This window comes from Pseudoalteromonas sp. A3, from assembly GCF_025942345.1.
Lineage (GTDB): Bacteria > Pseudomonadota > Gammaproteobacteria > Enterobacterales > Alteromonadaceae > Pseudoalteromonas > Pseudoalteromonas atlantica.
The window spans coordinates 24374-41530 of the sequence record NZ_JAPCKL010000004.1; the positions used below are offsets into that span (position 1 = coordinate 24374).

At 41.5% G+C, this 17157-nt stretch carries 12 protein-coding genes; 5 read left to right on the forward strand and 7 right to left on the reverse strand.

Features of this window, described 5'->3' with window-relative positions; all coding sequences use genetic code 11:
• Positions 1-507: a sigma-70 family RNA polymerase sigma factor gene (locus OIZ54_RS08965; RefSeq protein WP_264390207.1), complete on the reverse strand. Its 507-nt coding sequence runs from the start codon at positions 505-507 to the stop codon at positions 1-3.
• Between the two features lie 380 nt (positions 508-887).
• On the opposite strand from OIZ54_RS08965, the gene OIZ54_RS08970 reads away from it, so the two are divergent.
• From OIZ54_RS08970 to OIZ54_RS08980, 3 genes are all read left to right on the forward strand, one after another.
• Positions 888-1628 (forward strand): putative quinol monooxygenase, encoded by a 741-nt coding sequence (locus OIZ54_RS08970; RefSeq protein ID WP_264390208.1) that lies wholly within the window; start codon positions 888-890, stop codon positions 1626-1628.
• 83 nt (positions 1629-1711) lie between these two features.
• Positions 1712-2125, forward strand: a complete 414-nt coding sequence (locus tag OIZ54_RS08975) for a hypothetical protein (protein ID WP_264390209.1) — start codon at positions 1712-1714, stop codon at positions 2123-2125.
• Positions 2126-2236: 111 nt separating this feature from the next.
• Positions 2237-2818, forward strand: a complete 582-nt coding sequence (locus OIZ54_RS08980; RefSeq protein ID WP_264390210.1) for an SMP-30/gluconolactonase/LRE family protein — start codon at positions 2237-2239, stop codon at positions 2816-2818.
• A gap of 24 nt (positions 2819-2842) precedes the next feature.
• Here the strand turns inward: OIZ54_RS08980 and OIZ54_RS08985 are convergent, their stop codons facing one another.
• From OIZ54_RS08985 to OIZ54_RS08995, 3 genes are all read right to left on the reverse strand, one after another.
• Complete coding sequence (locus tag OIZ54_RS08985) at positions 2843-3763, reverse strand: LysR family transcriptional regulator (protein WP_264390211.1); 921 nt, start codon at positions 3761-3763, stop codon at positions 2843-2845.
• A 110-nt stretch (positions 3764-3873) separates the two neighbouring features.
• A complete protein-coding gene (locus OIZ54_RS08990) occupies positions 3874-4239 on the reverse strand; it encodes a DUF4345 family protein (RefSeq protein WP_264390212.1) in 366 nt (121 codons plus the stop codon).
• 2 nt (positions 4240-4241) lie between these two features.
• Positions 4242-5207 (reverse strand): AraC family transcriptional regulator, encoded by a 966-nt coding sequence (locus OIZ54_RS08995; protein ID WP_264390213.1) that lies wholly within the window; start codon positions 5205-5207, stop codon positions 4242-4244.
• Positions 5208-5414: 207 nt separating this feature from the next.
• On the opposite strand from OIZ54_RS08995, the gene OIZ54_RS09000 reads away from it, so the two are divergent.
• Both OIZ54_RS09000 and OIZ54_RS09005 read left to right on the forward strand, forming a co-directional pair.
• Positions 5415-6365 carry an SDR family oxidoreductase gene (locus OIZ54_RS09000; protein ID WP_055255652.1) on the forward strand — a complete coding sequence of 317 codons (951 nt, stop codon included), beginning with the start codon at positions 5415-5417 and terminating at the stop codon, positions 6363-6365.
• 35 nt (positions 6366-6400) lie between these two features.
• On the forward strand, positions 6401-6904 hold the full coding sequence (locus OIZ54_RS09005; protein ID WP_264390214.1) for an esterase/lipase family protein: 504 nt from the start codon (positions 6401-6403) through the stop codon (positions 6902-6904).
• Positions 6905-7615: 711 nt separating this feature from the next.
• On the opposite strand, the gene OIZ54_RS09010 is transcribed toward OIZ54_RS09005, so the two are convergent.
• The 3 genes from OIZ54_RS09010 to OIZ54_RS09020 all read right to left on the reverse strand — a co-directional run bounded on the left by OIZ54_RS09010 (position 7616) and on the right by OIZ54_RS09020 (position 17038).
• On the reverse strand, positions 7616-10573 hold the full coding sequence (locus OIZ54_RS09010; protein ID WP_264390215.1) for a TonB-dependent receptor: 2958 nt from the start codon (positions 10571-10573) through the stop codon (positions 7616-7618).
• A gap of 603 nt (positions 10574-11176) precedes the next feature.
• Entirely contained in the window at positions 11177-14224 is a 3048-nt protein-coding gene (locus OIZ54_RS09015) for a TonB-dependent receptor (RefSeq protein ID WP_264390216.1), read from the reverse strand.
• Positions 14225-14302: 78 nt separating this feature from the next.
• Positions 14303-17038: a poly(beta-D-mannuronate) lyase gene (locus OIZ54_RS09020; protein ID WP_264390361.1), complete on the reverse strand. Its 2736-nt coding sequence runs from the start codon at positions 17036-17038 to the stop codon at positions 14303-14305.
• Positions 17039-17157: the final 119 nt, after the last annotated feature.

Genomic DNA, 17157 nt, shown 5'->3' on the forward strand with positions numbered 1-17157 from the left:
TTAAGCCCCCTGTTTTTCAAATTGATTTTTTAGTGTTTCTTTAATGCGGCCAATTCGCGTAGCGACGTTGGTTTTACTTATGCCTAAACTCGTCGCTATGCTTTGATGGGGTTCGCCTTCTAAATACAGCAATACTATGGCTTTATTTAACTTATCGAGCTTTGCTATAAACTCATAAAGCTGCTTAACCTCTTCGCTTTTATCATTGTGCGCTGATAGGTCGGCTATGTGCACAATGCACTGCTCACTTTCATTGGCTTTATCTTCTCGTTTACTGTCTTTGCGGTAATAGGAAATCGCCACATTCAGTGCTATTCGGTACATCCACGTAGAAAACTTATAGTCTTTGTCGTAATTATCATAAGCAAGCCACATGGTGGTGAGTATTTCTTGCGCTAGGTCTTGCCTGTCGTGTTGGTTTTGACAGTAAGAGTTAACAACTTTATAAATAATGCCTTTATGCTGCTCCATTGTTTGAGCAAACAGTGGTTTTTTATTAGTGTTCATTTACGCATAAATCCATCATCTAAATTAATCTCATCACGTATTTTTTCATCGCAGTTTTATTGTGTTTAAGTGCTAATGCATCTGTTTTTAAAAGTAATAAAGTGCGGCGCTTTGGCCTATTCAACGAAACCTGTACACGGTTAAATATAAACATTTTAGCTTTACCATAATACTCACCTAACCTTCTTATTTAGTTATTCGCAGTATCGCTAAAATAATCACAATTATTATTAAAATAAATTACCAACAAAAACTACGAAGTGATTCTTAATTACCTTCATTATCAATACCAATTAACTTTGTTATCTTCTCTTTCGTCAACTCAAGACAATGTAGATTAATTCGGAAGAAATGTATCTTCCTATACTGTGGAGAATATTATGTTTAAGAATTTTGGTTGGATCGTTGAGGCAAAACTTAAAGAAGGCGAATTAGAGAACTTTAAAGCGGTGATGAATTCGCAAGTTAACCGCGCATTGACTGAAGAAGGTACGCTTAATTACCAATACTATTTGTCTGATGATGGCGATGTTTTAGTTTACGAGCGATTTGCTGATGCACACGCTTCACACGAACACATTGAAAACTGGGATGCACATGCTGAGCGCTGGATAGCCGCTGCTGAGCCAACTCGTATGCTTCATCTTGGCGATTTACCTGATGATGTACGAGAGCGTCACGCTGCGCTATCACCAACATGGCTAAAACCATTAGGTGGCTTTGCTCGAGAAATAGATGAAACAAGCATGATTAACACTGACAATGGCACAACCTTCGAAAATTTTGGTTGGATTGTTGAAGCTAAACTAAACGAAGGCCAACTTGAAGCATTCAAGGCGGTAATGAATTCGCAAGTAGAAAGAGCTAAAACAGAGCCTGGCACTTTAAACTATCAATACTACCTATCTGATGAAGGTGACGTATTGGTTTATGAGCGCTTTCGTGATTTAGAGTCATCCTTCACTCATATTGAAAATTGGAACGACCATGCCGAGCAGTGGATTAAAGCAGCAACCCCAACACGTATGGTCCATTTAGGTGACTTACCTAAAGAGTTACGAGATATGCATGCTGCACTTTCGCCACTATTACTAAAACCATTGGGTGGTTTTGCTAAATAACTAGTAGCTCCAAATGCCGGTTTTTATATCGATTATGATTACCGGCCATGTTTTAAACATCCATTGCCATTTAAAGGGATACTATGAAAAGTTTAAATAAATACACAAAAATAGTAAGTTTACTGCTTATTTCAGGTGCTCTTTTTGCCTGTACGCAAACACCACCAGCACAACAAACTTATTCACTACAAAATTTACCTGCGCAGTTTAATTCTCCTGCCAGCTTTGCACTTGATGCTAATAACAATATTTTATTTACTTCACCAAATTTACATAATCAAACACTTATCGAAAAAGGGGTCATACAAAATACCCAAGCGCCAACGATTGGCCTAATTGATGAAAACGATCGCGTATCAGTATGGTATACATTTAAGCCCCGCGATCTTGAACCAACCAGCGGAGTTGTTACGCCTATGGGTATTGCTATGGGGCCAGATGGCAACATTTACGTAGCCGATATGCAATTATGGTTTGGTGGCGAATCGCGTTTATAACGCGTTAATGTACAAAACGGCAAAGCAACCACTGTTGATGTTGTTGCTAAAGGGCTTTCTTTTCCTAATGCCATAGCGTGGCACGGTAACGACTTATTCATCTCAGATACAGTGCTTGCAACTGAAAAAGGCAGCTCAACCACCAGCGGTGTGTACAAAGTAAGTTTAGAGGAATTAGACCCAAAAAATCCATTACAGATCGCTGCGTATAAAGGAAAAGATAATTTTGACGCACATTTATTTGAAGTCTTTTACTCAGATGGAAGCCTAGGTTTTGGTGCCAATGGTTTAGCTGTTGATGAGCTTGGTAACTTATATACCGGTATTATGGAAGAAGGGACGGTGTATAAAACCACCATTAGTAAAAATGGCACTAAACAATCAACCACGCTATTTAGTGAAGGCTTGATTGCAAGTGACGGTATTCAGTGGAGTGAAGACTCTCAGACTTTATATATTACTGACTTATTTGACAATGCTGCTTATAGTATTGACGTAAATGGTAAAACAACTTTACTGACAAAAAATAAAGACAGCGACGGTACAAATAATGAGTTAGATGGACCTGGAGAAGCGATTGTTAGAGGCAACACCGTGTATATTACAAATTTTGATGCAGTGTTTGATGCACCAAACATGGCCAACACGCAAGCTGACGCACCGTTTACTATATCAACAGTGTCTTTAAAATAATGATGCACTCAAAACGGTCAGCGCTCACTGACCGTTTTGACTCTCCAATACTTTATCCCAATAAGGCGGGCTGCCATAGCTGGCTGAAAAAAAGTCGATAAATGCCCGCACCTTTGGGGCCACTAATTTTGAAGACGGGTAAACCGCCCATATAGAAGCATGAGACTCTAACGGGTAATCCCTTAGAATTTGTACTAATTGACCTGCTTTTAATTGCTCATAGGCAATCCAAGTAGAGCACATGATTACCCCCATGCCATTAATACCCGCATTGCGCACCGCCTCTCCATTATCTGAGGCAAAGCTCCCTTTGGTTTTAACCGTCTTTGACCCACTAGGCGTTTTAAAATGCCAATGCTCATTGCCTATTAAATTAATACAGTTATGTTGTAAAAGCGCTTCGGGATTGGTAGGTATACCATGCTTGTTAAGGTAATCTGGTGATGCACATATAATTCTGTTGTCAGTTGCGAGCTTCCTTGCGACTAATGTAGAGTCTTTAAGCTCTGCGTTACGAATAGCAATGTCAAACCCACCTTCAACCATATCTACTATTGTATCGCTAAGGCGAAGCTCTACGGTTAAATCAGGGTAAAGATCCATAAACTTATTTAGCGCAGGAATGAGATGAATATGACCAAAAGAAACAGGGGCTGTTATTCTCAATTTGCCTGCTATTTTTGCTCTTTCGCTCTTTACAGACGTTAGCGCGATATCAGCAGTAACAAGCACATCCTTTGCGTGGGGCAGAAACTCTTTCCCTTCATCAGTAAGCGATACTTTTCGTGTAGTTCTGTGTATTAGCCGAACTCCAATACTCTCTTCTAATTTATTAAGATGAGCACTTGCTACAGCCGATGACAAGCCAAGTTCAGCTCCAGCTTTTGATATATTATTAGTTGCAGCTACTCTGACAAATAAGTTTAGGTAATCGAGGTTCATCATTATTTAGTTCATAGGTAAAAGTAAACGACAGATTAGTTTCACTTTACCGCTCCTTTAAAAAACACAGAAACTAAAATTACTTTTAGTTTCTAAAATTAACAAGCTTGATACTAGCTGCGTACTTTTAAATACCACCAAATTAGAGGCGCCAGTATCACTATTTCAATACCCACATTTAGCCACTGTTTTGCTACCGAGCCATCTAACATAATGCCAATAAGCCTTGCAATTAATAGTCCTACGAGTAACGATGACAGTGTTGCCGCTATGCTAGCTTGCCAAGGTACAAGCTGAAAATGAAATTGCAGTAATAAGCCAAAACCAATAAATAACCCCCACCAAATTCTGCGCTCTACGGCCTTAAAAATATCATTAGGAACTGGCTTATTGCTTATCAGCTCAGGGTTGACAGCTAACACTATGCCAAAAATAATTAATACCGCACCAACAACCCTAAAAATGACTATATTATCCATGATCAATCCCTCAGGCTGGTTGTTTGATCAACTGTTTGAGCAATCGATTGCTCAACAAGCTCCTGAGGTAACTCCTTTGCTTGGCTCCACTGCTTTGGCGATTGCCCATACATACGTTTAAATTCTCGGCTAAATTGTGATGAGCTAACATAGCCTACCGACATGGCCGCCGAACTTACGTTCATACCCGCTGCAATTTTCATCGCAGCGGTATTTAAGCGCATAGATTTAACAAATTGAATCGGCGACATACTGGTCGCATCCTTAAATTTTCGATGCAAAACTGCCCTACTTACGCCAATTTTTGCTGCCATATCGTCTATGGTTATGGTTTCATCTAATCGAGATGCCAAATAATCAATTGAGCGTGCTATGTCGTTTCCTACGCCAAAGGCTTGGTGCACACTACTACCTGCCTGTCCGTTTAATATGGCGTAATATAATTCTCGCAGTCGCCCTTCACCTAAAACCGCAATATCTACAGGGTTGCCTACAAGTCGCAGCAATCGTAGTAATGAATCGATAAATGAGTCATCCCATGCTGCGAGTGTAAGCCCTTGCGTTTTGGGGCCTGATGCGTGTTTTTTTACACCTTGTGCAGCCATGGTAATAGATAATTCGGTCATCACTTTTGTATCTAGCGATACAATAACGCCTAGCAAGGGGTTCTCAGGTGAAGCCGTGGGTGTACCCGCTTCTACCGGCATAGACATAGGGCAGCACATATAATTATTTTCATCGTATATAAAATGCTTACCATCGAGTATGGCTTCTTTAGCGCCACTGACTATAGCAACAATACACGGCTCGTATACCGCAGGTGCACAGCGCATAGCCTGCGTTACTTTAAACAACTGAACACCTTTAATACCCGTTTCTATTAGCCCCTGGGCATAATTTTCATCGTTGTTTACATCGTTAAAAGACAGGCTATTTTGTATAAGTTGCTTAATGTGGTGTTTGCTCATTCACCCATACCCTTTAAATAGTGAATAAATCCAATCTAGCACCGTAAATACACATTCTCAATGCAGCGATACAAATAGGCATATTTTAAAGAGGATATCGCCTAGTTACACCTAGTAGCGAGAGTTATATTACCTAACAAGCAATGTGGAACAATGCGCATAGCCCTGTACTGCATATTTATACTTATATTGATAGGAATTTAACTAATGAGCGCAACTAACCCATTTGGCCCTTCTGGCTGGACTCCCGACCAACTCAGTTCTTTAGTTGGTAAATGCTATCTAATAACGGGAGCAAATACAGGCGCAGGCTTTGAAGCAACCCGACTATTACTCGCTAAAGGCGCAAAAGTAGTTATGCTCAATCGTAACCCTTTAAAATCAGATGAAGCTATTGCTAAGTTAAAACAGGAGTTTGGCAATAGTACCGATGTGAGCTTTATAAAAATGGACCTAGCAGAGCTTGCCTCTGTGCGCCATGCAGCCAACGAGGTATTACAAACTGTGCCACACATAGATGCACTTATTTGTAACGGTGCTATTGCGCAGGTCGCGACTCAGCAATTTACTAAAGACGGCTTTGAAAGTCAGTTAGGGGTTAACCACTATGGGCACTTTTTACTGTGTGGTTTACTTTTTAATAAAATAGAGCAATCTAGCGGGCGTATTGTTGTAGTGGCCAGTGAAGGCTACAAAATGGGGCTTAAAACGATTCAATTTGATGACATGAATTGGAATAAAAACTACCACCCAAATAAAACCTACTGCCACAGTAAACTTGCACAAATGATGTTTGCTTATGAGCTGCAAAATAAAATAGCCGCCGCCAATAAAAATGTGCAGGTGTTTGTGTGTCACCCAGGTGCAGCTAATACCTCTCTTATTGGCGATAATGTTAACTTTGCAACCCGATTTACCTGGTCACTAATAGTAAAAATGGGCTTAGCACAATCGGCAGAGCAAGGTGCATACCCTGAGGTTATGTGTGCCACCGAGCATAACCTAAAACAGCGTGCGTATTATGGCCCATCAGGAAGATGGAATTGGAGCGGCCCCGTAGGAATATGCAAACTTGAGCCGTTTGCTTTAGATCAGCCTGTGCTAAGCAAATTATGGGCAGTTACTGAGCAGCACACTGCTTTTAAATGGACAATATAATTGCTAATAGAGAACGTGTGTAGGGTGTAAAAGTAATGAAAAAGCCATTAGTAATCTGCCTAATACTTTTACTTTCCCTAACCGCCTGTAAAAGTACCAATAACCCCCCTGTGCAGTATAAACCTGATGATGAGCTGGTAGTACTTGCCAATGGGTTAGGCAGAAGCGATTGGGCAATGCGATATTTTGCCCAGCAGCTTAAACGTGCACATTATAAGGTATGCAGCCTAAATTACGCCTCTTTAGGGCAAAGTGTTGAGGCTGTGTTTACGCAAACAACCACACAAATTAATGCCTGTATTGCTAATGCGAGTAAAGTACATTTTGTAGGCCACTCCCTAGGTGGCTTAGTTATTAGAGCCTACTTGCAAAATAACCCTCGGGTATTTAATGGTAATACACTTGGAAATGTCGTGTTAATTGGCACGCCTAACAAAGGCAGCGAATTAGCTAATCATTTAAATGGTTCATGGCTAATGCATATAGCCGGCAGTGTAAGCCAATCTTTAATTACAGGCAGTAAGAGGGCAACACCATAAATGAGCTGGACATTGATTTAGGCGTAATAGCCGGCACTAAAGCATCCCCCCTGACACAGCATTATTTTAAAGGTAAAAACGATGGCTTGGTGTCTGTAGAATCAGCCAAACTGAGGGCGTGTTGATCTTTGCGGATTGAAATTTGTTCAATCTAGGGGCGATTAAATCGCGGCGCGAGGTTTGTAACCTAGTGGGCTCGATAACTGCTCCTGCGTTATTCTAATGACTTACATCCCTGTAAGAATAAGTAAAAACCAAGTAAAGCTTCCGCGTCCTGCTCACGCCCCTTACCTACATCCATGTAGGCAACAAAGAGTTTATCGCCCCTAGGCAGAACCCAAAGGGCAGCGCATGTTTGGCATTTATGCAGCGTTATCGCCTATTTATGGGGAATAACCACACTTCACAGGCTCTGCCTTGCCTAAAAACCAAACACACTGCTGCAAATTCAACCATCAAATACCAACACGCCCTACTAATATGCGTGATTTTATTACCCTTGATGTAAGCCACACGGGAATGCGCTACAACCAACAAGTAATACAACACACACTTTATTTTTTACAAACAGGTGCATTTTTACCCCCCAACACAAAGAACCACGGCCCATTATTAACCACCTAACTGCGGCTAATTTTAGGTAAAAAAAAGCAAGCCATGTGGCTTGCTTTTTAGTGCCCGTTCAAAGGCTACACACTCTCAACATACTTTTTAAAAACGGTAACTTGCACCCAGTGTAATACGACGGTCAGTTAAACCTTGGAAACACAATAGTGCGCTTTCGTTTACACATGATTGGCTAATTTCAGATTCAGTAATATTTACTGCCTCTAAGCCAATATTAAGTTGCTCGTTCACATCGTAACTAATACTTGCATTAAGCTGGCCACGGTCTTCTTGTACCACTGGGAAACCCCAAGGGAAGCTAGACGTACTACCAAAGTCATTTGAACGATACCCTTCACGCCACGTGTAACGCATACGTGCTGATAGGCCAAATTTTTCGTAGTACAGCGTAAAGTTATACGCGTTTTCAGAAAGGTTAAGTAAGCCTTGAATTTCACTTACTTCAATACCTGGCGTACCGGTGGTTGCTGCAAATACATTACTTGCTCTTGAGGTTGCTGAGTTTTCGGTTTCACCACCTGAGAACTCTTGAATTGTATAGTTAGCTAATACACCAAAGCCAGATGCCCACCCTAGGTCTTTTTCAAAGCCTGATAGGTCATATTGAAAGGCAAACTCAATCCCTTTTTGGGTAGTTTCACCACTATCGTTTACTTTTGTTTCTGTGCCAACACATACGCCACGGCCATTCTCAGGGCCAAATACATTTATATCTGCAATGGGGTTAAATATACCGCCACCTTCACATGGGTCTGTTAAGTCGCGATACCCTGTTACAGGGTCTTCAACTGGCGAGGTTAACTGATTTACGTGTAAGTCTTTACGTGTTTTATGAAAAATACCTACGCTAAATACACTTGCCTCTGCAAAATACCACTCTGCCGATAAATCGTAAGACAGTACTTCTTCAGGTTTCAGTGCTGGGTTACCAAATTCAACTTCGTCATTTGGACTTGTGCTGTAGGTAATAGACGTTGATAAGTCGTTATAATCAGGACGACGAATATCTTTACCTACACCAAAGCGCACAAGTACATCTTCCGATACATCAGCGACAAGGTTTAAACGAGGTAAAATAAAGTCATAGTCTGATTCATTGGTAATACGCGTTACCAGTTCATTACCACTACCATCTTGAGTAACTGAGTTGCCCGTAGACTCTACGTCTGTTTGAATGTAACGCACACCAATGTTACCGCGCACCATTTCGTACTCAAAGTTAGCTTGTGCATATAGCGCATGGGTGGTTTCTTCTATATCAAAAAAACCTGCAGAACTTGAAGTAGGTGCATTTAATGTTTTGCTTGAACCGTGCGCAGTCATCGCTGCTTGTAATGTGGCAAGTACCGCATCAGGGTCTGACGCCACAAGCTCTGGATCAATAAGTAAAAAGTCGCCTATGTATAACGAGCGGCCATCAGCTTCGTTAAAGTTATCTGGGCCTGCCACTAATAAGTCGGCAAATAAATCACCTGTTGGGCTATCAGCCATGGTTCTTAAACCAATGCTTGAGGTAATTTCGTTTTGTTTGCTTTGTGATTTACTGTAGCGGTAACCAAAATCAATAGAGGTTACAATTGAGTCTGTGTAATAGGTTGAATCAATACGGAACGCATCTTCAGAGTTTTCAACGGTATCTTGACCAATATTTACATCACGTAGCACTACATTTGCAGGGTCTAGTAGTTGTTCAACCGTTGGCGCGTACTCTGCCCCCTCTGCAATACCAAATGCCAATGCGCCACCTGATAAGTCATACTCAAACGGCACACTATTATCATTACCGCCACCAGCATCTAACGGCACATTAGGGTTAATAAAGTTAAGCGTTGTATTAAAGCTAGGCGTAGTTGTATCTGAAGATGACGAAGCAATTTCAGCACTAACAAACCACTTATCGCCTTGCCATTCGCCACCGAGTCTAAAAATATTACTGTCGGTAACACGCGAGTTTGTATCACTTGAAAAACGAAGGTTAGGATCGTCATCATCGTTTTCTAAATTAACCGGAATGACACCGCGTAAGGCCGCTTGAATAGAGCCAAGGTTGGTACCGCCAAGTGAGCCTAAGTTTACGGTTTCAAATTCATCAGGAACCGAAATATCATTAAGCGCACTTACACCAGAAGCCTGTACACGAGAACTTTCTTGGCGACGTTCTTGATCGTTAACCACAGCATCAAAATAAAACTTTGTGTTGTCGTTTGGCGCCCATTCAATGGTACCTACAAAGTTTTTAGTTTCGTATTCGTAGTTATCGTAATCTTGTACAAAAAATTGAATCGGTAAAAAGTCAAAAGACTGAGCGCTGGCTACACCGCTATCTGCAGTGATAATGTTATCTCTATCTGCACGTGGGCGAAACGCCGTTACATCTTGCTCTGCGTAACTGCCGCTCACTAACACACCAAATTTACCGTAATCACCTTCCCAGTTATCAGCAAAAGTTCCCGAAAAACGTGGTTGCAAACCGCTATCAGTGCTTAAGCTACTGTGCTCACCTTGCACTCTAATAGTGGCTAGCTGCTCACCTAAATGCAGTGGGCGAATCGTTTTAAGGTTAATAGTACCGCCTACAGAGCCCTCTATTGTTTTCGCTTCAGGCGACTTTATTACCTCTAAGCTTGAAATAATTGACGCTGATACATCTTCAAAGCTAATACCACTTCGACCAGAGCCTGAGCCCACCGTTGATACACCGTTAATTTCGGTACGGTTAGCATCGGTACCACGAATTTGTACACCTGTGCCTACACCCGCTTGACGTGTAATTTGAATACCCGTTACGTTTTCTAATACTTCAGCGAGGTTTTGATCGGGTAATTTACCAATATCTTCTGACTGAATAATTTCAACTAGGCTATCTGCAGAGCGTTTTTCAGCAAGTGCATTAGTAAGTGATTGACGAATGCCAGATACTTCGATGATCTCTACATCATCTTCTGCAATTGGCTTGGCTTCCTGTGCGTGTGTGGACAAAGAAAGGTTTAATGCTGTGGCAGATATAACTGCTAGCGTAATTTTTGATAACTTGTGATTCATAGTTTTTCCTGTGTGTGTCAGTGCTATGTGTAACTCGCTATATATTTTTTATTAAACGCCTTACCATTTATCTAAATGGTTAACTTAATATTTACAGCAAAAACACCAAAGGTCAACCTATTGGTAAACCATTTTTTGTAAAAAAAGCAAAAACAGTCATTACCAATAAAAGCCAATTCGGCATGACAAAAACACTTTCATTACTGACCATAATATAACCACTTGTATTTAATGTGCTTTTAAATCTCAATCAAGGTTAAATAACACACAAAAATAGATTAAAACCCCCTCAACCTGCCTGATATATTTTTTTTATATATACCGCGTTATTTTTATATTTAGCCGCTTTTACCGAATTAATTGGTCAACCAAGATAAAGATAGTAGACTTTTGGCTAACTAATTAGCCTGCCAATAACGCAGCGTTACTAACACTGAGTTTAGTAATGCTGCGCTTTAGGTAAAAAGGTTTAACCAAGATTTAGTTAAGAGAGTGCGCCGCGATTCAAAAAGCTTAGGTTTAATAGCCCACACGCACATACAAAAAAACCCAATTAGCGGCATACGCTAATTGGGCTTTAAAGTGGGGATCACTGGTTTTGTGTTATAGCTTAAAGCTCATTCCTAAGAATAAACGTGGGCCGTAATCGTTTACTTCACCTAGGTTATCTTCCACAAAGAAGTCTTGTGACTTAGGTGCGCTAAACAAGTTAATGGCTTCAGCTTTAACTCTAAAGTGCTCGTTAATTTTATACGATGCACGCATTTCCCATACACCTACGGCATCAACATAACGTAAGCGGGTACCATTACTGGTATATGGTTGGAAGTATTCACTACGGTATTTGTAAATAATAGCCGTATCAAAGTCACCAATTTGGTAATACAGTTGGCTGCTAAATACATGCTCTGAGAAGCCCGGCACCGAGCCAGGTTCAATAATACCGGCAGTTAATTGAGTAGTATTGCCATCTAGGTCGGTAACGTATGTATCGCCATATAAGCTATCTTCAAACTCAAAGTCAGTATCTGCAAAGTTATAGCCAAATTTTACACCAATACCATTATCCCAGCGGTACGAGAACGACGCTTCTAAACCCAGTATATCGCTATCATTATCGGTTGTTACCGAATTTGTCACTGGTAGTGATACTGTTTCACCGCCAACCACATAGTCTTCAATTACAGTTTGTTGCTGGAAGCCACCTTGGAACTGTTTGTAGTATAGGCTTAGTGCTAAAATAGAATCTTCATTAGGGTACCATTCAAAGGCTAAGTCGTAGTTCCATGACATTAATGGTTGAGTATCAGGGTTACCTGAACCATCTACGGTTAATAAGTCAGAAAGCGATAGCGCAACAGATTGATCGTCTGTTACAAAGTCGCGATCATAGCCTAAATCAGATGGGTCAGCACGTGACATACCACGGTAAATACCCGCACGCAGTAAAATGTCTTCACTGTAATCAACTACTAAGTTAAAGCTTGGTAAATATTTAGTATAACCACCGCCGCTTTCGGTTCTTTCTAGTGAATCCCCTACATCGAGGGTTACAGCGCCTGTAGTTTCATCTACATCTACAGTGTAATTTGTTCTAAAGCCTACCGAGGTTACATCAGTATCAACAATACGCAGGCCGAAGTTACCACGAATAAACTTACCAAATACTTCGGTGTCGTAGTTTGCCATTAAGTACACTGAGGTGGTTTTTTCAGTAACATCTATGGTACCGGCATTTTCGTACTCAACATCAGGGTAACCAAATTCACCTGTATAATCAGTGTCTGTAGCCGCTACAGCTTGAGAGAAACAGACGTTATCGTAGGTCGCCCACGAAGAACCTGTCCCAGAGCTTATTACATTACCGCTACTATCTACATTTGTTACTAAGTTGCCATCCGATACGCTAGATAAAAAATCAGATTCTGGAAAGTCAATTTGACAGCCTTGAAGTATCTCCAATGCTGAGTCATCGCCTATAGTATACTCAGTACGAGACCCATTACCTTGGCTACCACCAAACTGTATAAAGCTTAACTCTGAGGCTCTAATACCCCCTTCAATACTGGTAAATATATCGCCCTCTAACGCGTAGTCAAAATCAATACGCGCCGATTTAACTACGTTTTCGCGAACGTTTTCACGGTCTAAACGTGTACGTAAGCTATCTGTAAAGTTAGAAATATCAGTTACATCAAAGTCCGTTAACGTGAAGTGAGGAATTTCATCGCCCATATCCCAGCTAAACAAATTACGGTCTGCGGTTCTACCACGGTTAGAAATTTGTAGCTCTTCACGCTCAGTTTTTGAATACGCTAAATCAAGATTTACAGTAAGGCGGTCGGTTACCGTGTGCTCAATATTAATGCCATAACCTTGGTAGTTTTCTTCACGAGAGAATTGCTCGCCTGCCGATTCAATACGTTCTTCACCTTCCCAATGTAAAATTCCGCCTACATCGTTAGTAACAAGCGTTGGGCCTGTTAAACCAGGTGTTGCGCGTTTTTGTAAAAAAATTAAATCGTGGCGTGCTTCTCTTTGTGTTCTGTCAGAGATTTGTGCATCAAAGTTAACATCCCACTCAGACGACGGCTGATATTGCATTGCAATAAATACTGCATCACGCTCATCTGAGGTTTCATTTTGACGATAGCTGCGGCTACTACCTGTCCATGCGTATGGAGTGCCATCGCTTTCGGCTTTGCCTGTTTCTGGGTCGATGTTTGTTTGATAACCTTGATTGTTACTGCCATTTACTTGGTCTTCACAATCACCTGCGCTGCTTCTGTAAAAGCCTTCATTCGTATTAGTTGGGTCATTTAAACACGCCCAAAGTGAAGAGCCCGATGGGCTTGAGCTTCTGTACTCGGCCTCTGGTTGGCTAATATCTTGGCGCTGCACACCAAAAGACACACCCACTGCTTGGCCATCGGCAAACTCAAATTGGTCAACATAACTAAACGTACCACGATAGCCTGTATCACTTTGCAGTGAGTTTTCTACATTACTTTCATCTGGATTGTAATTTAGTTTAACTTCGCCTTGTACGCGTTGCTTGCCGTAATCTAGCGGGGCAATCGTTTCAAGTGCTATCACACCGGCTACGCCACCTTCAATCATTGAAGCATCTTGGGTTTTGTAAATAGCGACCTTTTTTACAAGCTCTGATGGAAACTGTGAAAAGTTAACCGAGCGGTCACCACTACCATTAGTAGCTTCACGGCCATTAATATGGGTTGCGCTTAAAAATGGGCCTAAACCACGAATGGTGATTTCGGTAGCGCCCCCGTTTTCACGATGAGATGCGGCACCGGTAATCGACTCAAGCGCTTCACCAATTGACAGCGCGGGTAAATCACCAATATCTTCTGCAGATAAACCATCGACAACTGTTGTTGCCTCACGCTTAATTGCAATTTGATCTTGTATGGTTCTACGAGTACCTGTAACGCTGATGATTTCTACATCTTGCTCTACTTCAGTCACTTTTTCTTGGGCTTCTTGCTGAGCAAAAGCATTAAATGACAATGAGCCTGCCATACCTGCAAGTAAACTTGCTCTAATTAACTTAGCAGCAGGTGAAAGTGCAAAATGATTACAAACAGAGCTGTTTGTAGAATGTTGACGTCTTCTATCCATTTTTAACGACATGCCGCGTTCTCCTTTATCATTGTGTGTGTTGTGCGTAGTTTGCTATTTTTATAAGTATTAATAATGTGCAGTGTGGGCTTATTCATCTTGTGCCACCCACGTAGAGCCTGCACCTACATCAGTGCTTTGGATGTAGTATAAGTTTCTTGCACCTGCTAAGGCTTGTGCTCCATTTGAGTCAGTCTCAAGCAGCGTACTTGTAGCAGTGACAAACTCTGGGATTTCTTTACCATTTGCTTCTGGGTTTTGGTCAATAGCGCCATCGGTGTCGTATTCACCATTGCCATTTACGTTTCTAATATCAACCCATAGGTCGCTCGCATCGCCCGACTCATAACTGTCACTAAAGCCAAAGCTGTTAGAGAACAGTGATTCAGTATGGTTAATTAGGTCACAGTCGTATTCAAAAGAGTGATCGCTCGACAGCTCGTTAGGGTAAAAGAAACCATAAACAAGCGCGCTGCTTTCAATGGTGTCTTCATCAGTTTGATCGCCCACCCCATTTGCATTTAAATTACCGTTGAAGTTAATTTCAAATGCATTTTTAGTTAAACCATACAGTACAGGTGCATTTTCTGCGGTAAGCTCATCACAATCTCCAACAGGTGCCTTTGAACCTATTTCTGTACTAAATACAAATGGTTGCTGTGAGTTAAGTACCGTATTGTTTGTCACATTAAGGGTAAAGTCGCCTGCGCCATCAAGCACAGCTTGGTTACCTCCATTTGGCACCCCGCCATCAGCTTGTGAAAATGGGTTAGCGGTAAATACAATACCACCGGCTTCTTTATTACCTGAGCGAATACCAGCGATGTAGTTATTGCTTACAGTGTGACCTAAAGGCGTTATTAGCACGCCAGCAGGACGATCGCTTGAACTTGCAATATCAGTGGTACGAATAATAATGTTGTCTGATACCGTATTAAATCCACCATCTTCAAGCGAAATACCGCCATTAGGATTTAAAATGGTATTGCCTTTAATCGTCGCGCCAGAGGTTTGTACGCGCATTAAACGTCGGCCTGTAACAAAGTTTTCTACTCGGTTATATTGAATAGTAAAGTTTGCATCATCAGCAGAGCCTGTACCTGTTGTACTCCCTGCGTTAATTAAGTGCAGACTAGAGTTACCAAAATTTGGGTTGCTGCTGGTACCTGTGAAAAGGTTATATTGAATAACGTGGTTAGCGCTCGATGAAGACATTTTTATCACCGAACCATTTTCTGCTTTATCGCGGTTGGCAAAGGTATTACGCTCAACCATTGCGGCGTCGCCTTTAAGCATTAACCAATGGTAGGTAGAATTATTTAACGTCTCTGCTTCACCATCGATAGTATTTTGTGTAAAGGTGAAGTTGTCACCCTCAGAATAAATAACGGCATCTTCTTCGGTTTCACAAAAGCCACCCGATTTAGTATCAATATTTTTAAATGTAAGGCCTTCAATACCCGCGCCATCAACCCCACTGGCTACATGAATACAAAGCTCGCCACTAATTACCGGGCTTTGCCCTTCAACAGCTTTAAGTGTTGCTGCGCTGGTTAGCATAATGGCATCAAGATCGGCATATACACCGGTATTTAAACCAAGCACATCGCCATCACCAAGCCCCGCATTAATAGCACCTAATAGCGCATCCGCGTCGCTTATCACTTGCGTGTACACTACTGTATCGGCGGCACCGGTAATTGTGCTTGAAAAGCCATCGTTATCGGTATAACTCGCAGTGACCGATATAATCGCGCCAGCTTGATTAGTTGGCGTAAATGTTTTGCTGTTGGTATCTGCAATTGCTACGCCATCAGCAAGCCAAGTGTAAGTAACGTTTTGCTCATCTACCCCATTGTTATCGCTAATTTCAGCGGTTAATTCGCTAGTCACTAAATAAGGCGTAGCCCCTGAGATGGTGATACTACCCGCTTCATCTACAGCCTCTGCAGAAACAGCAATGGTTGCCTCAGAAAGGTTGTCTTCGGTAAAACCGTGATCGTCCGTGTAGGTAACCTGCACGGTAATAAATTGCCCTAATAATGACTCATCTACAACGTAAGTGCTTTGCGTGGCATCACTAATTGCAACCTCATCAGCAAACCACTGGTAAGTAATTGTGCCGCTTGCGCCATCTTCATCTGTTATTTCGGCTGTAAGTGTATTACCTACCGTAGGTGTGCCAACAATCGCCACCGACCCTTCTGAATTTGCACGCTCTACTGGCGCTGTGGCAGTTGATGTAGCTGACTCTGCAAAGCCTCTGTTATCTTCAAATGCTGCATTTACAGTTATAACTTTACCTAGTTGCGATTCGGTAATAGTGTAGGTTGCTAAGGTTTCATCGGCAATTTCAACATCATCTGCAAACCATGTATATGCTACAAGCGCCGGATCAAAACCATTTTCATCCGCTACATTAGCACTTAGTTCATTACCTATAATTGCATCACCGTTAATTTCTACCGTGGCCGCAAAAGGAATAGCTGACACTTCATCGGTGGGCTCACTTAAATGTGACTCATTAACACCGCTGTCATCTGTATAAAGTGCTTGTGCTGTAATTGCAAAACCAATTTGCTCATCTGTTAATGTAAAAGTTGCGTCATTAGCGCCACTTATAACTTGTCCGTCGGCGTACCAGTAGTAGCTTACTTCGCCAGAAATACCATCGGCATCATTTACGCTGGTCGACAATGTTTCGCCCGTTAACGCTGTGCCTGATAGAGCAATAGAGCCCAATGTGTTGTTATTATTATTTGAATCCGTGTCACAACCTATAATGGCAGCTGCAACAGCACATAATGCAAAATGTTTTAATTTCATCATGGCTCTATTCTCCTTAATTGTGTGGTTTAGTATTTAGCAGGTGTTATGTGTGATTTACCAAATACCCAGTGTGTTATTACCAAATTATTTTATTTTTACGCTTCATTGTTAACCAA

What these genes read in the sequence shown, in the direction of transcription:
- OIZ54_RS08965 (WP_264390207.1), bottom strand. Translation starts at nt 507, where the DNA reads ATGAACACTAATAAAAAACCACTGTTTGCTCAAACAATGGAGCAGCAT.
- OIZ54_RS08970 (WP_264390208.1), top strand. Translation starts at nt 888, where the DNA reads ATGTTTAAGAATTTTGGTTGGATCGTTGAGGCAAAACTTAAAGAAGGC.
- OIZ54_RS08975 (WP_264390209.1), top strand. Translation starts at nt 1,712, where the DNA reads ATGAAAAGTTTAAATAAATACACAAAAATAGTAAGTTTACTGCTTATT.
- OIZ54_RS08985 (WP_264390211.1), bottom strand. Translation starts at nt 3,763, where the DNA reads ATGATGAACCTCGATTACCTAAACTTATTTGTCAGAGTAGCTGCAACT.
- OIZ54_RS08990 (WP_264390212.1), bottom strand. Translation starts at nt 4,239, where the DNA reads ATGGATAATATAGTCATTTTTAGGGTTGTTGGTGCGGTATTAATTATT.
- OIZ54_RS08995 (WP_264390213.1), bottom strand. Translation starts at nt 5,207, where the DNA reads ATGAGCAAACACCACATTAAGCAACTTATACAAAATAGCCTGTCTTTT.
- OIZ54_RS09000 (WP_055255652.1), top strand. Translation starts at nt 5,415, where the DNA reads ATGAGCGCAACTAACCCATTTGGCCCTTCTGGCTGGACTCCCGACCAA.
- OIZ54_RS09005 (WP_264390214.1), top strand. Translation starts at nt 6,401, where the DNA reads ATGAAAAAGCCATTAGTAATCTGCCTAATACTTTTACTTTCCCTAACC.
- OIZ54_RS09010 (WP_264390215.1), bottom strand. Translation starts at nt 10,573, where the DNA reads ATGAATCACAAGTTATCAAAAATTACGCTAGCAGTTATATCTGCCACA.
- OIZ54_RS09015 (WP_264390216.1), bottom strand. Translation starts at nt 14,224, where the DNA reads ATGTCGTTAAAAATGGATAGAAGACGTCAACATTCTACAAACAGCTCT.
- OIZ54_RS09020 (WP_264390361.1), bottom strand. Translation starts at nt 17,038, where the DNA reads ATGAAATTAAAACATTTTGCATTATGTGCTGTTGCAGCTGCCATTATA.